13 protein-coding genes are annotated in these 15,036 nt (G+C 46.7%); 5 read left to right on the top strand and 8 right to left on the bottom strand.

Features of this window, described 5'->3' with window-relative positions; all coding sequences use genetic code 11:
- Positions 1 to 484 precede the first annotated feature (484 nt).
- Positions 485 to 1,168 carry an oligogalacturonate-specific porin KdgM family protein gene (locus tag LC084_RS12110; RefSeq protein WP_226571472.1) on the top strand — a complete coding sequence of 228 codons (684 nt, stop codon included), beginning with the start codon at positions 485 to 487 and terminating at the stop codon, positions 1,166 to 1,168.
- Between the two features lie 563 nt (positions 1,169 to 1,731).
- On the opposite strand, the gene LC084_RS12105 is transcribed toward LC084_RS12110, so the two are convergent.
- Positions 1,732 to 2,907 carry an oligogalacturonate lyase family protein gene (locus LC084_RS12105; RefSeq protein WP_226571471.1) on the bottom strand — a complete coding sequence of 392 codons (1,176 nt, stop codon included), beginning with the start codon at positions 2,905 to 2,907 and terminating at the stop codon, positions 1,732 to 1,734.
- A gap of 541 nt (positions 2,908 to 3,448) precedes the next feature.
- Here LC084_RS12105 and kduD point away from each other — a divergent pair.
- Positions 3,449 to 4,210 carry a 2-dehydro-3-deoxy-D-gluconate 5-dehydrogenase KduD gene (gene kduD, locus LC084_RS12100; RefSeq protein WP_226571470.1) on the top strand — a complete coding sequence of 254 codons (762 nt, stop codon included), beginning with the start codon at positions 3,449 to 3,451 and terminating at the stop codon, positions 4,208 to 4,210.
- Between the two features lie 96 nt (positions 4,211 to 4,306).
- Here kduD and LC084_RS12095 read toward each other — a convergent pair whose 3' ends face one another.
- The 5 genes from LC084_RS12095 to LC084_RS12075 all read right to left on the bottom strand — a co-directional run bounded on the left by LC084_RS12095 (position 4,307) and on the right by LC084_RS12075 (position 9,807).
- Positions 4,307 to 5,437 carry an oligogalacturonate lyase family protein gene (locus LC084_RS12095; RefSeq protein ID WP_226571469.1) on the bottom strand — a complete coding sequence of 377 codons (1,131 nt, stop codon included), beginning with the start codon at positions 5,435 to 5,437 and terminating at the stop codon, positions 4,307 to 4,309.
- A gap of 134 nt (positions 5,438 to 5,571) precedes the next feature.
- Positions 5,572 to 6,858, bottom strand: coding sequence for an ABC transporter substrate-binding protein (locus LC084_RS12090; protein WP_226571468.1), 1,287 nt, complete (start codon positions 6,856 to 6,858; stop codon positions 5,572 to 5,574).
- Positions 6,859 to 6,872: 14 nt separating this feature from the next.
- Complete coding sequence (locus LC084_RS12085; protein WP_226571467.1) at positions 6,873 to 8,000, bottom strand: ABC transporter ATP-binding protein; 1,128 nt, start codon at positions 7,998 to 8,000, stop codon at positions 6,873 to 6,875.
- Between the two features lie 12 nt (positions 8,001 to 8,012).
- Positions 8,013 to 8,924, bottom strand: coding sequence for a carbohydrate ABC transporter permease (locus tag LC084_RS12080; RefSeq protein ID WP_036102700.1), 912 nt, complete (start codon positions 8,922 to 8,924; stop codon positions 8,013 to 8,015).
- A complete protein-coding gene (locus LC084_RS12075) occupies positions 8,917 to 9,807 on the bottom strand; it encodes a carbohydrate ABC transporter permease (RefSeq protein WP_226571788.1) in 891 nt (296 codons plus the stop codon). The genes LC084_RS12080 and LC084_RS12075 overlap by 8 nt, the downstream gene beginning before the upstream one ends.
- Positions 9,808 to 10,315: 508 nt before the next feature.
- On the opposite strand from LC084_RS12075, the gene wzz(fepE) reads away from it, so the two are divergent.
- Positions 10,316 to 11,479: an LPS O-antigen length regulator Wzz(fepE) gene (gene wzz(fepE) / locus LC084_RS12070; protein WP_226571466.1), complete on the top strand. Its 1,164-nt coding sequence runs from the start codon at positions 10,316 to 10,318 to the stop codon at positions 11,477 to 11,479.
- A gap of 53 nt (positions 11,480 to 11,532) precedes the next feature.
- Here the strand turns inward: wzz(fepE) and LC084_RS12065 are convergent, their stop codons facing one another.
- Positions 11,533 to 11,856 (bottom strand): cupin domain-containing protein, encoded by a 324-nt coding sequence (locus tag LC084_RS12065; protein ID WP_226571465.1) that lies wholly within the window; start codon positions 11,854 to 11,856, stop codon positions 11,533 to 11,535.
- A gap of 151 nt (positions 11,857 to 12,007) precedes the next feature.
- Here LC084_RS12065 and LC084_RS12060 point away from each other — a divergent pair, with 151 nt between their 5' ends.
- On the top strand, positions 12,008 to 12,712 hold the full coding sequence (locus tag LC084_RS12060) for an amino acid racemase (RefSeq protein WP_226571464.1): 705 nt from the start codon (positions 12,008 to 12,010) through the stop codon (positions 12,710 to 12,712).
- Here the strand turns inward: LC084_RS12060 and LC084_RS12055 are convergent.
- Entirely contained in the window at positions 12,687 to 13,625 is a 939-nt protein-coding gene (locus LC084_RS12055) for a LysR family transcriptional regulator (protein ID WP_226571463.1), read from the bottom strand. The two genes, LC084_RS12060 and LC084_RS12055, sit on opposite strands and share 26 nt — an antisense overlap.
- A gap of 122 nt (positions 13,626 to 13,747) precedes the next feature.
- Between LC084_RS12055 and lysA the strand changes: the two genes are divergently transcribed.
- Positions 13,748 to 15,010, top strand: coding sequence for a diaminopimelate decarboxylase (lysA, locus tag LC084_RS12050; protein ID WP_226571462.1), 1,263 nt, complete (start codon positions 13,748 to 13,750; stop codon positions 15,008 to 15,010).
- Positions 15,011 to 15,036: the final 26 nt, after the last annotated feature.

Below are 15,036 nucleotides of genomic sequence, written 5' to 3'. Positions count from 1 at the left end.
TCCTTCTTTTTTATCAATCTGAGCTGGGAAGGCTTTTATTATTCCTTTTTTATCCACCAGGCAGAACGGTAATGTTGCCTGTACCAGGTGGTGGTTAATCGTTTTAATCCTCTCTGATGTGCCAGGTTAGCCTGAACCAACCCTGCCAGCCTCCCGGTAACAGCCCCTCTTTTAGCGTGTTTCTTGGTTTATGTAAAAAACTAAGAGTTAGCATGCTAAATATTTATTTGTTTACTAAAAAAATGAGAATTAGATCGATGTGTTTTAATTGAAATATTGTTTCATTTGTGTTTTCGGTTTTTTATTGTGACCAAATAACGGTTTTTGTACGTTTCATGACTGGGGTTTATGACTCATGTCACGAAGGTGAAATGAGTTCATTATCCAAATTATTAATTCTGACCTGGATCACTAAAATAATGTTCGTTTAAAAATAAAATCATATTCCATAAAAATGAAACAGCTTTTCAATAGGGGATATAGCATGTTAAAAAAAGCTCTGGGTTTGGCAGTGTTATGTGGGGCGAGCTTTGCTGCTTCTGCTGTTACTGTAGATTTGCGTCATGAATATCGTGATGACGGCCGTAATGCTGACCGTGTGTCAGTTTCACACCGTTTTGACAATGGTTTTGGGTTTAGTGTTGAAGCTAAATGGAAATCTGGCGGCACCCACCAGGACCAGCCTTTTACCGATATCGTGGCGAATGGTCATGAAGAACAAATCAGCTGGCGCTGGCGTGCAAATAAGAACTTTGCGCTGACACCTGGTATGAACCTTGACAGTAATGACAGTAAGTCAACTTATAAGCCTTTCCTGCATGCACAATATAGTTTTGATAGTGGAGTGTATGTAGCTGCGCGTTATCGCTTTGAATATACACGTTATCCGGATACTGCCGATAAAGATGATGATAAGGTAAACCGTGGTGACGTCTGGGTCGGTTATGTTCTGGGTGACTGGCGTGCCGAGCTGAACTATTTGTATGCACGTAGCGAACATAATATTCGCTCTAACAACAATAAATACTCTGAAGAGTATAACCTGAAAGTAGCGTATAAACTGGATAAAAATTGGGCACCATATGCTGAGTTGGGCAATATTTCCGGTAGCTCAAGCACAGATGAACGCCAGACGCGTTACCGTGTAGGGGTTGCTTACTCCTTCTGATAAAGCGCAGCAGATAAAGGTGTTTATCTGCTGCTATTTTTGTTGTTTGTGAATGCGTAATGCGCTATCTCGCAGCAGGTTGTGCCATTATGCAGAAAATAAATACTCCCTGTAATTGGGGGAGGGTGACGACTTGTTATTACCCTTTATTCTTTTATGCTGCAATTTTAAATTATTGACTGTCATGCCGGTCTTGCGAGTAAACTTGTAATGCAGACTCAGGGTACAAATATCTGACTTTACTTTCTTGACGCCACATAGTGATTCCGGGTATTCAGCTAAGCACTCCATATGGAGTGCTTTTTTTATGTTTAATTTAAATAACGCTTTATTTATTTTTTCAGGATTGGAACCAGGCGAAGCACTGTTTTTCATTATGTGGCTTACGTTGGTTTGGCCTGTGCGCAAGTAAAACCTCAGCCCGACTATTATAAAATTAGGGAATTAATATAAAAAAGCCCCCATGAAATGGGGGCAGAGTCTGATGACAAACCTCAAATCCTCACAGAACCAGGGGGCAAGGCCAGTACATATTTTAGAACACAACTATTACGCAGCTTTAATTACGCAGGTAAATACTCACGGTTCTGTGGTAGCTTCGCGATATACAGTGCAGGCTTACCATCTTTATCTGAGCTGAACAGTATGGCTTTATCATCCGGTGTAAACGACGGGTGTGGGTGGGTGACCTGGCGGCTGTTTTCGAAGGTATCCCAAGAGGTATCATGGCGGGCAACCCGGAAGCAGGCTTTTTTCGCCACATCGAAAACATATAAATAGGGGTCATTTTCAATGGTGTAACCGCTGGTGTCTTTTACATCGACCGGTGTACCTGAACCATCACCCACCATCAGGGTGCCATCAAAGTTACTCATCAGGTGAGAACATGCCGGCATCTGCATCAGTGCAACATTGGCGCCCGTATCCGGGTTGTAGCTGAAAATGGTGCGACCTTGTTTGCCTTTCAGGTAGGAAACGTAAACCAGTGCAGAGCCATCCGGCACCCAAAATTCATGTGTGCAGCTTTCGCCAGGCGCATGCTCTTTTACTTTACGTACGTTGCTGCCGTCTTCATTAACCATCCACATGCGGGCATCAACCAGGTCATGCGGGCCTTCATGGCAGAATGCCACGGTTTTATCGTTAAACGGGCGGTAAATGGGGTGGCCAAGCCAGATCTTCTCTTCATGAATGACTGCGCTTTCGCCGGTTGCTAAATCAACGCGCAGCAGACGGCAGTGTGGGCCTTTATGGAAGAAGTCATGGAAAATTTTCCAGTCATTCAATGGTACCCAGTCACTTTTCGCGATTTCGATTCCAACGAGTTTAGTGCAGTCACTATTGGCAACCCAGGTACCATAACCAACCCACTCATCCGGAACCCGGTAAACTTCCCGCTCAGCCAGTGTGTCCAGGTTAACCTGCAGCAATGTCCGTTCGTTTTTCACGTAGTAGAGGAATTTATCATCAGGAGACAGGAAGCCACCGAAGGTGTTGTCACCTGCGCCTTCGGTTAATTGAGTGGCGACTGCTTTGCCAATATCCAGTAAATAGTAGTTCCAGTTACCATCAAAAGCGCCGGCAAAGAGTAAGCGGTTACCATCGTTTGTGAAGCATTTTTGGTAAAAATAGTTGCGGTGGCAAGTGACTTCAGGTGGTGTTAACCGGGTGATTTCTGCACCGGTATCGGGGTCGAGATAAACATCATACTGAAGCTTAATCTGCATGCCCTTAGCCATAATTTACTCCTTAAATTCCAGTTTTATACCCTGCAGTCATCAAGTCACCAAATACGTTAGCTATCTGCTCTAGCCCTAAAGCCTGTGGGTATACCAATAAAGTAGTTCAGTTCAAAAACAAGGTGGTAATTTATCAAAACATCGTTTCATTTTATGTGATTGCTGGCGCAAATTGCCAGTGAAATAGCAGAATTGTTGCTGGCCAATATGCCCACTTTGCCTGTTGCACCGTGCCCACTCAACGCGAGAATCCCTTGGTGTCAGTCCTAATCGTGATCCGAATATCAAAAATGAAAATAACTGCATTAAAAATTGAAACGATGTTTCAATAAGAATTGAAATGGTATTTCAAGCCGTCTAAGATGAGCGTACAAACTAAACGGTATTAAGGGAATACGGGGCTTCAGCTTCTTTAGGTAGCCGTTAATGCTCACAAGCCTGAAAGTACCGTTTATGGTAATCGACTGTTTAATCACGCTTTCATACTTGCTGACGCGTTATGTGCCCGTTTGCAACATGCGCTCTAAAAGGAAACTTATTTATGATTCTCAATTCATTCTCCCTGGAAGGTAAAGTCGCTCTGGTTACTGGGTGTGACACTGGGCTTGGGCAAGGCATGGCGATTGGCCTGGCTGAAGCTGGCTGCGATATCGTTGGTATCAATATTGTTGAGCCGACAGAAACCATCCAGCGTGTTACCGCTCTGGGGCGTCGCTTTCTGAGCCTGACTGCAGACCTGCGCCAAATTGAGGGGATCCCGGCCTTGTTGGAGCGCGCGGTTGCTGAATTTGGCCATATCGATATTTTAGTAAACAACGCGGGTCTGATCCGCCGCCAGGACGCTATTGAATTTAGCGAAAAAGACTGGGATGACGTGATGAACCTGAACATCAAAACTGTTTTCTTTATTTCTCAGGCTGTTGCAAAACAATTTATTGCTCAGGGCAAAGGCGGCAAGATTATCAACATCGCTTCCATGCTTTCTTTCCAGGGTGGGATCCGTGTACCGTCTTACACTGCATCAAAAAGTGGTGTTATGGGCATAACCCGTCTGATGGCGAACGAATGGGCAAAACACAATATCAATGTGAATGCTATCGCACCGGGTTATATGGCAACCAACAATACCCAGCAGTTGCGTAGCGATGAGCAGCGCAGTGCAGAAATTCTTGACCGTATTCCTGCTGGCCGCTGGGGGCTGCCAAGTGATCTGATGGGGCCGGTTGTATTCCTGGCGTCTGAAGCATCGGATTATATCAACGGCTATACCGTTGCTGTTGACGGTGGGTGGCTGGCACGTTAATTCGCCTCATACCTCTAAAAAACCTCTGCCAGGTAAACTGGGCAGAGGTTTTTTATTACCAGTAATCACCCCGTAATGGCGTGGTGAGCTAAAGCGTTATGTATGTGCTAACCACAGGGCAGGCATACCTTCGACATCTGAGGTAAATAAGACCCACTGGTTATCAGGTGAAAAAGATGGATGCGGATGAGTAACCTGGCGATTGCCCTCCAGAACTTCCCATGATGAATCGTGGCGGCAAATAGCCTTTTGGCTGCCTTTATGCAGATCGAATACCCATATAAAGGGATCATTGAGTTCAGGTGCGCCGGTTTTATGAGGTGAACCATCTCCCACAACCCAACGCCCATCATGGCTGCTCATTAAATGGGAGCAGGGCGGGATAGTTCTCAGTCGGCGGTTTTCCAGCGAGTTTGGGTCAGCACTACACAAATAACGGTGGGCATCATCTTCATGATGAGTGACATAATAGAGTGCTGAACCATCAGGAACCCAAAACTCATGGGTCATACTTTCACCGGGCTGAGGCTGGCATATTTTGCGTACCTTTTTCCCTTGTGGGTCAGTTAACCACATGCGAGCGCTGACCAGATCCCGTGGCCCTTCATGGCAAAATGCTATTGTCTGGTCGTCATTTGGCCGCCAAATGGGGTGACCAAGCCAGTTTTTTTCCTGTAGCACCACCTGGTGTTCACCTGTGTGTAAATCCACCCGAATCAACCGGCATTCAGGGCGGGTGTACCAGAAATCACGGAATTTTTGCCAGTCGGTTAATGGCCGCCAGTCAGACTTACGAATTTCAATACCAACAAGCTGGCTGCAGTCGCTGTTGGCAACCCAGGTCCCGTAGCCAACCCAGTCTGGAGCAACCTCGTATATACAATGTTCTTCCCATGTCTCAAGGCACACTTTACGCAGTTCGCGTTTATTTTTGACGTACCATAAGTGGCGGTCATCATGGGATAAAAATCCCCCAAAAGTGTTGTCGCCATTGCCTTCGGTTAGTTGCGTGGCAATTTCACGTTTAAGATCCAGAAGGTAGTAGTTCCAATGGCCATCAAATGCACCACCAAAAATAATTTTTTGCCCGTCATGGGTAAAACACTTTTGGTAAAAATAGTTACGATGACAAATAACATGCGGGGGGGTTAAGCGTATAACCTCGTGGCCTGTTTCACGGTCAATGTGGCGGCGAAATGAAAGATGTACTTTTCTTCCTTTAGCCATAGTCTCTCCTTACAGATAAAAAAATACCCTGCCCATGTGAGGCAGGGTAATTCGACATTAAGTTATCCTGACCATAGCCTGGTAACAGGCCATGGTGAGTGGATAGCTATCGGTAAGCATCAGTCAGCAAGAGATTAACGCATGGCACGCCGCAAAATGCGGTCCGACTGGCGTTCAAAATCCGCTGCTGCTTCTGCAACTGTTTTTTGCCCATAATCGATGTACTGCAGAGTGGTGCCAAACTGCGCCACAATCTGCGGGTCATCAAAATAAGGTGATACAGAGAGTTTGGTTGGCAGTGATTGCGCCAGTTTCAGCCCGGCAACAGCCGGATCGTTGTCTTTGATTGAACCGTCTGCCGTGAGGATCTCTACTGCAGCATGGCTTAGTGGAACACCACGCTCTAGCCCCAGCGCTTCCACACCTTCTTTGCTGTTCAGCAGGAAGTTAATCAGCATGGCTGATTCTTTTGGATGCTTACTGGATTTGCCAATTGAGAACATTTGCGCGGGTTTAAAGAACAGGCCAGCATCCGTTGCACCTTCCAGCATGGGGTAGCTACCCAGTTCCAGTTTGGCTGGTGGCTGGAGGTTGTCGGAATATTTATTGATAGTGGAGTTCCACATATAAGTGCCACCCCATTCGCCCTGGATCCATGGGCGCATTTCGTACATGTTACTCTTGCCGAAAGAGGCATAGTACTTGGTGTCCGGCATCACATGGCTATCAATCAGCTTCTTATACATCTCAAAAAACTCTACCCACTGTGCTTTGGTGTACGCGAATTTTTTGGTTTTCTCATCAACAGCGGCAATATTGTATTTTTGCACCATATACGAGTTGAGCAGAGCCAGAATATCCTGGTGTTCCATGACTACTGGGTAATATTGTTTACCCAACTTAGCCTCAAATGTTTTCCCCGCAGCCATCAGCTCATCCCAGGTTTTCGGGTAGGCGATACCGGCTTTTTTCCATGTCTGGTCATTAAAATAGAAGACGCGTGCCGTCACCGATGTTGGGATCCCATTGAGCTTGCCGTTAACGGTGGTGGATTGCAGTTCCTTTGCAGAGAACTGGCTCAGGTCCAGTACATCTTTTTGTTGGGTGAGGTCATAAAAACCGGTGCCATCTTTAGAGAAAATAGGCAGCCAGTTCCAGTTTGTCTGCATGACATCGGGTTCGGTGCGCCCGGCTATCTGAGTCGTCAGCCTGGATAAATGCCCGTCCCAGCCAGTGTATTCCGCTTTAACATTGATATCCGGGTGCAGTTTATGAAACTCGTCGAGTGCCTTAAGCGTGGCCTGATGGCGGCTGTTACCCCCCCACCAGGACATACGTAAATTCACCTGTTCAGCAAAAGCCTGGCCGGTGGTCATCGCCAGTGTGGTCGTAATCAGGGCACTCAATAACATTTTTTTCATTATCATGACTCCTGTCAGAGAGAGAGGTTTTGTTCTGTTTTTGCATCAAAGATATGGCATTTATTCATGTCGAATTTGAAATAGACCTGGCGATGCAGGCCTTTTTCAATAATCGGTTTAGCTTCATCGGAAGGAATACGGGCAGTGAGCTCGAATTCACCCACTTTCAGGTAGACGAAGAATTCATGCCCCATATTTTCTACACGCACCATTTGGCCGGTTGTGTGGCTGCCAGCAAAGGGCTCGTCGGCAATAGAGACAAACTCAGGGCGGATACCGAAGAACACATCCTGATTTTTATGGTCGGCAAGTTTCTTTTGCTGTGTGTCGTTCAGTTCCAGTAAATCTTCGCCGACACGAATATGTAGCTTGCCATTTTGGTCCAGCAGTTTTGATGGCTTGATATTCATTTCTGGCGCACCAATAAAGCCCGCGACAAACATGTTTTTCGGGTAGTGGTACAGGTTATCTGGCGTATCTACCTGCATTATGTGACCGAGCTTCATGACACAAATACGGTCACCCATGGTCATCGCTTCTGTCTGGTCGTGTGTTACGTAGACGGTGGTTGCTGGTTTTCCGCTTTTCTTTAACTGCTTATGCAGGTCGGAAATGCGAATACGCATGGAGGCGCGTAATTTGGCATCAAGGTTGGACAAGGGTTCGTCAAACAAGAACACATCGGGTTTTTTGACGATGGCGCGGCCAACTGCAACACGTTGAGCCTGGCCGCCTGATAACTGGCGCGGCAACCGGTCGAGAAGATCTTCAAGCTCAAGAATTTTGGCTGCTTCGTCGACATGAGCATTAATCTGTTCTTTTGGTAATTTGCTTAACTTCAGGCCAAATGCCAGATTTTCGCGCACTGTCATATGTGGGTAGAGCGCATAGTTCTGGAACACCATAGCGATGCCACGCGATTTGGGCGCCAGGTTGTTCACCACTTTTTCACCAATACGAATCTCTCCGCCACTGATGGTTTCCAGCCCAGCAAGCATGCGCAAGGTAGTCGATTTCGCACAACCTGACGGGCCGACGATAACCATGAATTCCCCGTCTGCGATTTTCAGGTCGATACCATGTACCGCTTTGAAGCCGTTGGAGTAGACTTTTTCGAGTTTATTAAAAATAACTTCAGCCATGATATTCCCTCGTTAACCTTTAATTCCGCTGCTGGTAACGCCTTGCACGAAGTAGCGTTGAGCCAGGAAGAAAACAATAATTGACGGCAGAATGGAGATACTCGCCATTGCCAAAATCTCATTCCACGGTGCGCCTTCGGTAACATCGATAGACATTTTCAGCGCCAGTGCAATGGGGTATTTATCCACGCTGTAGACGTAAATCAGTGGGCCGATAAAGTCATTCATTGACCACATAAACTGGAACAGAGCGACGGAGATAATGGCGGGTTTAAGAATCGGAACCACCACATACCACAGCACCTGGAAGGAGTTACACCCATCAATTTGTGCAGCTTCTTCCATATCGCGCGGGACACCACGCAGAAACTGAATCAGCATGAAGACAAAGAACCCCTGAGTTGCGAATGCCAAAGGCAGATACAGCGGCAAATAGCTATTCAGCATGCCCATTTCGCGGAACATCAGGTACTGCGGGATCAGCAATACAGTGCTTGGCAGCAACATGGTGGCAATCAATGTGGCGAACCAGAATTTCTTCCAGGGAATTTCGAAGCGAGCAAAGCCGTACGCAACCACAGTAGAAGAGATAATGGTCAGTAACACTTTGGGAATAACATACTTAAAAGTATTAAGCATGTAATGACCAAAGGTGTATTCCGTACCGGTTTTCCAGCCATTAATAAACCCATCAGACGTTGGATTTGAAGGCCATAAACCCAGAGTAGTAAAGATCTCATGGTTCGGTTTAAATGAAGCCGAGAACATCCATGCCAATGGATAAAGCATTAATAAACCGACAAATAGCAGAATCACATAACGGATCCACGCATTAATTTTTTCCCGTCGCAGGGTGCGCTGAACTTCCCGTTCAGCATTAGAGAGTTTTTGCGACGACATCGGGCTATGCTGAATATCAGCCATTTTTGCCTCCCTTATCGGCAGAGTAGAACACCCAATATTTCGAAGACTTGAATGCAATAGAGGCGAATAATGCAACGACCAGGAACAATACCCAGGCCAGTGCTGCGCCGTAGCCCATATCGAAGTATTTAAACGCGGTATCGTAGATATAGAGTGAGAACAAATAAGTGTAATAGGTTGGCCCACCACCGGTAATAACATAAGGGCCAGTAAACTCCTGGAATGCCTGAGTGGTTTGCATGATGAAGTTAAAGAAAATAACCGGTGTAATTAGCGGCACGGTTACCTTCATAAACATCTGCCATTTAGACGCGCCGTCTATCATGGCGGCTTCATATTGAGATTGTGGAACGTTTTGCAATGCAGCCAGGAAGATGACCATTGCTGAGCCGAACTGCCACACACGCAGCAACGTAACCGACATCAGAGCCAGTGAGGGCTCGCCCAGCCAGTTGATGGGGTCCATACCAAAGAAGCCGATAAAGCTATTGAGCAGCCCATCAATCGCAAACAGTGCCCGCCACAAAACAGCAATAGCGACAGAACTACCAAGGATGGACGGTATATAGTAGGCCGTACGGAAAAAGCCAATTCCGCGTAATTTAAAGTTAAGAACAAACGCAATGCCCAGTGCGAAAGCTAACTTTAATGGAATAGTTATAAATACATAGGCAAAGGTAACGCCCATTGATTTCCAAAAGAGGCCATCTTCCAAAAACATGTAACGGTAATTCTCAATGCCGTTAAATGTGGGCGGGTTCATTAAATCATAATCGGTAAAGCTTAGAAAAAACGATGAAACAAATGGAAAGGCCGTAAAGACTATCAGCCCTATTATATAGGGTGATATCCAGGCCAGCCCCAGAAGCTTGTTTTCATTCATAATAATACCTACCTGGCAGACAATTGGAGAAACGGCTGCTTGTGCTGCATAACACGCTCTCAGGTGCGATGCCGCGATGAGCGCTGGCATGGGCCAGCACCGTGCAAAACAAATTCGATTTAGTGCCCTGTTACAAGAAATACAATGCGAATGAACTCAAATGAACCGTTATTTCAAGTTTGTAAAACGGTGTTTTATTTTATTCTATTGCTATTTTATTTGCCGTCATTCGCTGTTTAATGGAAATGTGATCAAAGTCGAAACGATGTTTTGAAAATTTGATGTGACAGAGGTTTTAGTCTCTAAGTGAAGGGGGGGAGAGAACGTTGTTCGATACTACAAATTTTGGTAGTGTGGGCGAAATTCCCCTGTCTTCACTGTGCTGAGTAAAGTAAAGTGCTACCTAGTGGAAAATTGGCAGTATTGTATTGTTAAAGAAAGTTTTTTTAATGTTATAAAATTGTCCTGCAGGATGCATGTACGCTAGTAGCAAAGACATTTAGAGGGAATGATGGCCGAGCAAAAAGTTTTGAGGCATCAGGTGAAAACTGATGTTTTTGATGGGAATAATGTATCGCTTGCTTTATCACGTTCAAATAATGAAATTGACTTAATTGCTCTGCTTTCTCTGCTTGGACAGGTAAAAAAACAGTTAATTATGTTCACTTTTCTGTGTGCGCTTATTGGTGTGGCAGTGAGTTTTCTGCTACCTCAAAAGTGGACTAGTGAAGCCGTTGTTACACCCGCCGAAAGCTTTCAACTTGAAGCATTGAAAAGCCAGCTCATCTCTATGAATGTACTGGGGGTTGTTTACCATGCTGACTCGCACACGTTGTTCCAATCCTTTTTGAAGAGATTTGACTCCCAGTCGCTGAAAGCGAGTTATTTGTCCCATTCTCCTTTTATTTTGTCCCAATTAAATGGGGCGAAATATACGGCTAATGACTTACATCGCTCTGTGGTACAGGTATCAGACAAGTTAACCTCAGAGTCTAATGTGGATGTTAAACACCCTGAGAAAAGCCCTTATGAATCCTGGACACTGAAATTTACCGCTCCTGATGCACAAGATGCACAACAAGTGCTCGACGGGTACATCGAATATGTGACGCGTGAGGTTGTCGCTGAAGAAATGAAAATTATTCAGAGCAATTTGGCGCTTAGTATTAGCAATAAGCAACGCAAACTCTCTCTGGAACGCGCGCGCCTTGAAAATGCCCGCAATGTGGCGATTCAGCGCCTGAATTATTCTCTGGCTATCGCGAATGCTGCAGGCATTAAAGATCCTGTCTATAGCAATGGGCAGGCTGTGAAAGATGACCCGGATTTCAGTATCGCCCTGGGGGCTCGTGGCCTGGCGGAAAAACTGAGTATAGAGAAGTCGATTCATGATGTTGCAGAACTTAATGCTGACCTGCTTAACCAGCAACATGTATTGTCACAGTTGAAGGCTATAGAAATCAAGGATATAGACTTCTCACCATTCCGCTATCAGATGCCTCCTTCTTTACCCATCAAGCGTGACGGTATTTCAAGGATCTTCCTGGTTGTGCTTGCTGCTTTGTTTGGGGCGTGTGCTTTCTGTATATGGGTATTCGGGAAAGAAGCTATGCAAAACCAGGCGCGTTTGATTGGCGGGAGACCGCATCCAGCAGAAGAATCCAGTCTTTAATTCTGGCTTTTCACAGGCTGGGCGATAGTGCTACGCCCAGCCTGTGAGACAAATCATTTCAGAAAATCTTCCCGAATTGGCGTAAAGGTATCCAGCAACTTACCCGCTTTCAGGCACACACAACCGTGCATAATATTGGGTTGTTTGTAGAGGGTATCACCAGCCGTGACAACATGGGTTTCATCACCAATAGTGAACTCAAACTCACCAGCCAGTACATAAGTTAATTGCTCGTGCGGGTGGTTATGCATTGGCCCGACAGCCCCGGTTTCAAAATGCACTTCAACTGCCATCATATTGCCATCATGCGCCAGAATACGGCGGGAAACACCCGCGCCCAGATCTTCAAGTTCGGTTTCTTTGATAAACGTAAACATGTGTGGATTCCATAATAGTGAAACATTGTTTCAATTATTTTATAGCACACAGATAAGAAAAGAAATGATGTCCCAGGAATTTGGAAGTGGGATCACGTTTTCTTACTTATCTGAACAAGGTAGTCTGGGAGGATTGAACCGGAGGTAAAGGATGAAAACACTTGGCCTGATTGGTGGTATGAGCTGGGAATCTACTCTGCCTTATTATCAATTACTGAATGAAGGCGTAAAAACACGACTGGGTGGGCTGCATTCTGCAAAAATCGTTTTACATAGTGTTGATTTTTATGAAATTGAAGCCTGCCAGGCATCAGGGCAGTGGACGAAAGCCGGAGAAATACTTGCCCGTGCAGCACTGGGCCTGCAAGCGGCGGGCGCACAAGGTATTGTGCTGTGTACAAACACCATGCACCGGGTTGCAGACCAGATTGAGGGTGCCTGTGCGTTGCCATTTTTACATATTGCCGATGCAACAGGGCGCAGCATTGCTCAGGCAGGTATTCAACGATTGGGGTTGTTGGGTACGCGCTACACCATGGAGCAGGATTTTCTGACAGGCCGCCTGGCACAAAACTTTGGCCTGGAGTGCCTGGTTCCGCCAGCAGTTCAACGGCAGGACATCAATCGGATAATCTTTGATGAACTGTGTATGGGCCAAATCACTCCAGAGGCGAAAACCGCTTTCCTGGACGCCATCAAAGGCCTGATTGCCCGCGGTGCGCAAGGAATTATTCTCGGCTGTACGGAAATAGGGTTATTGATAAAGCAGGAAGATGTTCCCCTGCCTGTCTTTGATACCACTGCGATTCATGTTGAAGATGCCCTGGCATTTATGCTGGCGGATTGCCCTGCTTAAGTAAGGCTGCAAGTGGCTGTGTGACGGTTGTTATTGCCCGTGACATATGTTCACTGAACGCATCAACCAAAGCAGATGCAGGGCGGTGTAGTGGGCGAATCAGGCTGACTGTGAAAGGGACTTCAACACTAAAAGGCCGGACGATGATATCGCGCCCGGCATAATCCAGAGCGGTAAAAGGATTCACGACCGAAACCCCCACGCCTGCTTTCACCATGGCACAAATTGACGCCGCACTGTGGGTTTCCACCACCATGCGGCGTTTCACTTTATGCTCCTGAAACAATGCATCCAGCAACTGGCGGTAGCTATCCTGGCGGGACAAGCTAATAAAGTTTTCGCCGCTAAAATCAGCAGGCTCCAGGCAACGCTTGTGCCCCAGAGGGTGGCCCGCCGGTAGTACACAAACTTCATTGAGCGTTGCCAGTGTCTGGCGTGATGTACCTGCCGGTGTACTGGTTGTTTCTGTGAGGCCCAGATCGTGGCGCTGGGCAGACAACCACTCCTCCAGCATGGGCGACTCCTGAGGAACAATAGTCAGGCTTAGTTCAGGGTAACGCGCTAAAAAAGGTTGAATTAATGGCGGTAACAGAGACTGGGAGAACACAGGCAAACACACCAGAGACAGCTCACCCTGGCGAAATTCGCGCAAACTCTCGGCTGCATCAATGATACGGTCAAGCCCGTACCAGGAACGCTGAACTTCTTCAAACAACCGCAGCCCCTGCGCAGTGGGATGCAACCGCCCACGTACGCGGGTAAATAATTGCAGGCCAGTCACTTTCTCAAAACGTGCCAGTTCCCGGCTGACTGTCGGTTGAGACGTATTGAGCAGTGATGCCGCCTCTGTCAGGTTACCGGTTGTCATTACCGCATGGAAAATCTCTATCTGGCGTAAATTGATTGCTGGCATATTATTCCCCTCCGTAATCCATATCATTTTTGCATAGAGTTAAGAAAAAACGATATTTTTTATTTTTATCCAGATATGGCGTAATGCTGTCATTACCTTTTGTCTTGCCGGGAGAATCCGTTATGCCACGTCCGCTGAACACCACAGAAACTGCGTTAAATGCCACCCATTTGCTTCCATTGGTGGAAAAGTTCGGGTGCCCGGTATGGGCTTATGATGCAGGCGTTATTACCCGGCAGATTGCGCAACTTACCCAGTTTGATGTGATTCGTTTTGCCCAAAAAGCCTGCTCTAACATTCATATCCTGCGCCTGATGCGTGAACATGGGGTTCGGGTGGATGCCGTTTCTCTTGGGGAAATTGAGCGTGCTCTGGTAGCGGGGTTTGATCCACTTTCCCATAGTGATGATATGGTCTTTACGGCAGATGTGATTGATGAGGCAACTTTGGCTCGTGTAAGTGAGTTGCTCATTCCTGTTAATGCCGGTTCGGTGGATATGCTGGAACAGGTCGGCCAGCGTTCTCCCGGTCACCGAGTCTGGTTGCGTATTAACCCCGGATTTGGTCATGGTCACAGCCAGAAAACCAATACGGGTGGGGAAAACAGCAAGCACGGTATTTGGTATGCCGATTTACCAGAAGCATTGCGCGTGATTCAGCGTTACCAACTGAAGCTGGTGGGGTTGCATATGCATATTGGTTCTGGCGTCGATTATGGTCACCTGGAACAAGTGTGTGATGCCATGGTAAGCCAGGTGATTAAGTTCGGGCAGGATCTTGAAGCCATTTCAGCCGGTGGTGGTTTGTCTATTCCCTATCACTATGATGAGGAATCTATTAATACCGAGCATTATTTTGGCCTGTGGAATGCAGCACGCGAGAAAATTGCTGCACATTTGGGCCATCCGGTAAAACTGGAAATTGAACCCGGCCGTTTTCTGGTCGCTGAATCGGGGGTACTGGTTACCCAAGTGCGTAGCGTTAAGGATATGGGAAATCGCCATTTTGTTTTGGTGGATGCAGGGTTTAATGACCTGATGCGCCCGGCCATGTACGGCAGCTATCATCATATTTCTGTTTTGCCCGCAGTGGGGCGTAATATTGAACAAGCCTCAACCCGTGACACGGTTGTCGCTGGCCCGTTGTGTGAATCTGGCGATGTCTTTACTCAACTGGAAGGTGGCATGGTCGAGCCACGCCAGTTACCTGAAGTGCATGTTGGTGACTACCTGGTACTGCATGATACCGGGGCATATGGTGCTTCTATGTCTTCTAATTACAACAGCCGCCCATTACTGCCGGAAGTGTTATTCGAGCAAGGCGTTCCGCGCCTGATTCGCCGCCGACAAACCATTGATGAATTGCTGCAACTTGAACAATGTTAAACAGAATCTCAGTGGTTATTCGTATC

This window comes from Mangrovibacter yixingensis, assembly GCF_020523985.1.
Lineage (GTDB): Bacteria > Pseudomonadota > Gammaproteobacteria > Enterobacterales > Enterobacteriaceae > Mangrovibacter > Mangrovibacter yixingensis.
This window is presented reverse-complemented; position numbering and strand designations above follow the sequence as displayed.